We start from the raw sequence: 3,068 nt of genomic DNA on the forward strand, positions 1-3,068 counted from the left end.
CTTTAGTATTGCCCAGAAGATGACGGTATTTGGAAGTGATAAGATTATTGTAAGCCTACCCGATGGGACGGAGATTGAGGTTGTAATTGAATAAAGGATTTAGGATGAGTCAGTTGGAGTGAAGTAAGGGCATTGTGACCGGTTTTTTTATTGTAAAACTCAACATTCTATCAATTCATGTCGGAAAATATTTACAATGAAATTATTGACAAATTTGGAATGGGGGGGGTAAAATTGTATTTGTAGACAAGCTTGTTTATGTAGTTGATAGAATTAGCACAAAAAGTATTTTTAAAAGAGGGTATTGAAAAGAGATAAATTGATCTTTTTAAAATATCCTTGCTTTGAGGGGTGGTAAAGTTTTGATATAAATTCAAAGTAAAATCAATGGGTTAAGTTGAAGATTATAATTAAATCTTTGACACTACGCAATAAAATTGGAGGGGATTTTTTATGAAAAAGTTAATTTGTTTAATTGTTTCTTTGATATTAATGAGTAGTTCTGTTGTATTTGCAGCAGATCAATATTCATATTCGATTGGAACAAATTATGATTCTGGTATATTTGATAGTGATATTGATACATCTCAAGATGCAATAGATGCAGCTACTGATTTTGGCATAGCTGGATACACTTCATACTACAATATTAAGCCTACATATCAATATTTGAGAGGAGATAACCCAAACACTAATGATCCAAGAATGGAAAGTGAAATTCTATTCTTTAGTGGACATGGTAATTACCAATGCGTATCATTTAATTATAAAAAGAAAGGAGGAGATTATAAAACAGGTATTTATTATGGCAAAGACTATGATAGTAGTAGCACAGGATATAAATATGCTGGAATTAAAAGTTATGATATGTCTAAAGTTGATTTAGTAACATTTGCTGCATGTAAAACAGCAGATGGTTCAGATAATATTACTAAGAGAGCTGTAAGCGAAGGTGCAGATACAGCAGTAGGGTGGAAAAAATCAGTAGGTGCTACTTCTCATACTAAGTGGTTAGGAAGATATACAAATGAATTAGCAAGAGGTAAAACTGTTCAAGAAGCTGTTGACTATGCCAATTCTTTTAGTTATACAGATAATAATGTGAAGTCTGTTATAATCGAAGGTAACAAAAATTTAAAAATAAAATTGTCTGATATTTCTTTTAGTAAGATTAACGTACAAAATGATAACGTTGGTAAAGATGAGGTTTACTTAAAAAATATAAATAAGAAAGAAATAAATAAAATAAAGCATAAAACTTATAATGTTAAACAAAATTTAGAGTTTAATGTTAAAAAAGCAAATTACAATTCTATCATAGATTATATAAAAGATGAAATAGATTCAGAATTTGATATTGATGACTATAATATTTACTTAACAAATACCAACAAAAATCAAGCTGTTATTGATTTTATTTACAAAATAGGTGGTTTTGAAACTAATAACTCATATACTGTATTAATTAAAAACAGTAAAGTAAAAAAAATATTTCACAATACTATTGAAAACGAAGTGAAGAGTGAAATAAAAAATAATATAATGAATATAAAAACTTATAATTTGAATGCAAAAGCAGTGGCACAGAAAATTGAAGACAATGACTATACTATAGAAGAACAAGAAAGTAAATATTATTATGACTTACAAACAAATAAGGCATATATGATAATTTTGACAACACTCAAACATAAACCAACAAAAACCTTTGTTAAGAGTGAATATTTTTATGAAATTAAATAATAAGTTAATTTTAACATGTCTTGTTGTTATATTAGTTCTGACAGTCGTTGTTTTCAAATATTTAAATGATAATAAAGGTAAAAAAATATTTGATTTACCTATACATTCCATACAATTACAAAAAGGAATTGAAGGAAAATTGATAACAATTAAAGAAGATAATCAAATTAATTCATTTATAAAAAATTTAAAGGTTGATAAATGGAAGTTGATTAAAAATTGGGAATATAAAAGCTTTCCTGAAATATATATATTTGTTCATCAAAATGGGAAAAGATATGATATAGGGTTTTACCTAGTAGATAAAAATGTTTATTGCAGTATTACCTATAAGACGGTAAACAGATATTATAAAGTTCCAAATGATGTATATGAAGAAATTATAAAACACTTTTGAATATAACTTCTTTGTAAGTTATAAAGAGCAGGCTATTACGTCCAATGTCATCAACTTAATATGTAAATAATTAGGGAAACAAGAAAACAATTATTTTAAAAAAACACTTGACTTATTTGTAGTGTGAAGTTAGTAATATTAATCTATACTCATATGAAAATATATAAGGTATATTCTATATGAGAAAAAATAAACAAATTTCTAAATGCAGAGGGGGTAAGAGGGGGTAAATTTCTTATTTTCGAGAAAATTTATCATCATTCTATCAAAACACACGTTGAGTGCGTGGCACTGATAGAGCGGGTTTAGAGGATTTTTATGTTCCCTCAGACTAATAAGTTTGAGGGGATTTTTAGTTTGAGGGGGTAAAGGATATTCGCAGAATTGAATATTTGCGAAAAGGTGTTGAAATTTGGATTAAGGTGATGCAATAATAAATATAAGGTAAAAGGAAAAAAGGGCTGTGAGAATAAGCATATAGATGATAAAGTTTTATATCAAGCCTTTGTAAATACCTTTAATGCAATTCTTGAAAATAAGGATTACTTTATGGAGAAGTGGAAGGAAGGACTTAAGAGTGAAAATACTCTAGTAAGGTATAAGTCAAAGCAGTTTATAGAAATTATAGAAAATGCAAAGTCAATAGAAAAATTTGACATGGATTTATTCTTTAGTGTTACCGAGAAGTTGACGGTGTCTGAAGGAGAGAGAATAATAGTGGGGTTGCTTGATGGGACAGAGGTTGAAGTTGTAATTGAATAAATTATGAATATGACAGTCTAGAGTACCTTTGATTGTTATTTTGTTTGAAACAATAAAATTCTTTCAACTCATGCGGGTAAATATTTTCAATGAAATTATTGACAAATTTGTAGATAGTTGCAAAATACAAAATTAAACTTATCCACAGAAAATTAGTAAAAAAAAT

General features: G+C 27.6%; 3 protein-coding genes. All 3 read left to right on the forward strand.

The genetic code is table 11. From position 1 onward, the window contains the following. Positions 1-453: 453 nt before the first annotated feature. The 3 genes from L21TH_RS06145 to L21TH_RS06155 all read left to right on the forward strand — a co-directional run bounded on the left by L21TH_RS06145 (position 454) and on the right by L21TH_RS06155 (position 2,902). Positions 454-1,743, forward strand: coding sequence for a hypothetical protein (locus L21TH_RS06145; protein ID WP_006311928.1), 1,290 nt, complete (start codon positions 454-456; stop codon positions 1,741-1,743). Beyond that, a complete protein-coding gene (locus L21TH_RS06150) occupies positions 1,730-2,140 on the forward strand; it encodes a hypothetical protein (RefSeq protein ID WP_006311939.1) in 411 nt (136 codons plus the stop codon). The genes L21TH_RS06145 and L21TH_RS06150 overlap by 14 nt, the downstream gene beginning before the upstream one ends. 549 nt (positions 2,141-2,689) lie before the next feature. Next, complete coding sequence (locus tag L21TH_RS06155) at positions 2,690-2,902, forward strand: hypothetical protein (protein ID WP_006311941.1); 213 nt, start codon at positions 2,690-2,692, stop codon at positions 2,900-2,902. Positions 2,903-3,068: the final 166 nt, after the last annotated feature.

Source organism: Caldisalinibacter kiritimatiensis, from assembly GCF_000387765.1.
In the GTDB taxonomy this organism is placed as follows: domain Bacteria; phylum Bacillota; class Clostridia; order Tissierellales; family Caldisalinibacteraceae; genus Caldisalinibacter; species Caldisalinibacter kiritimatiensis.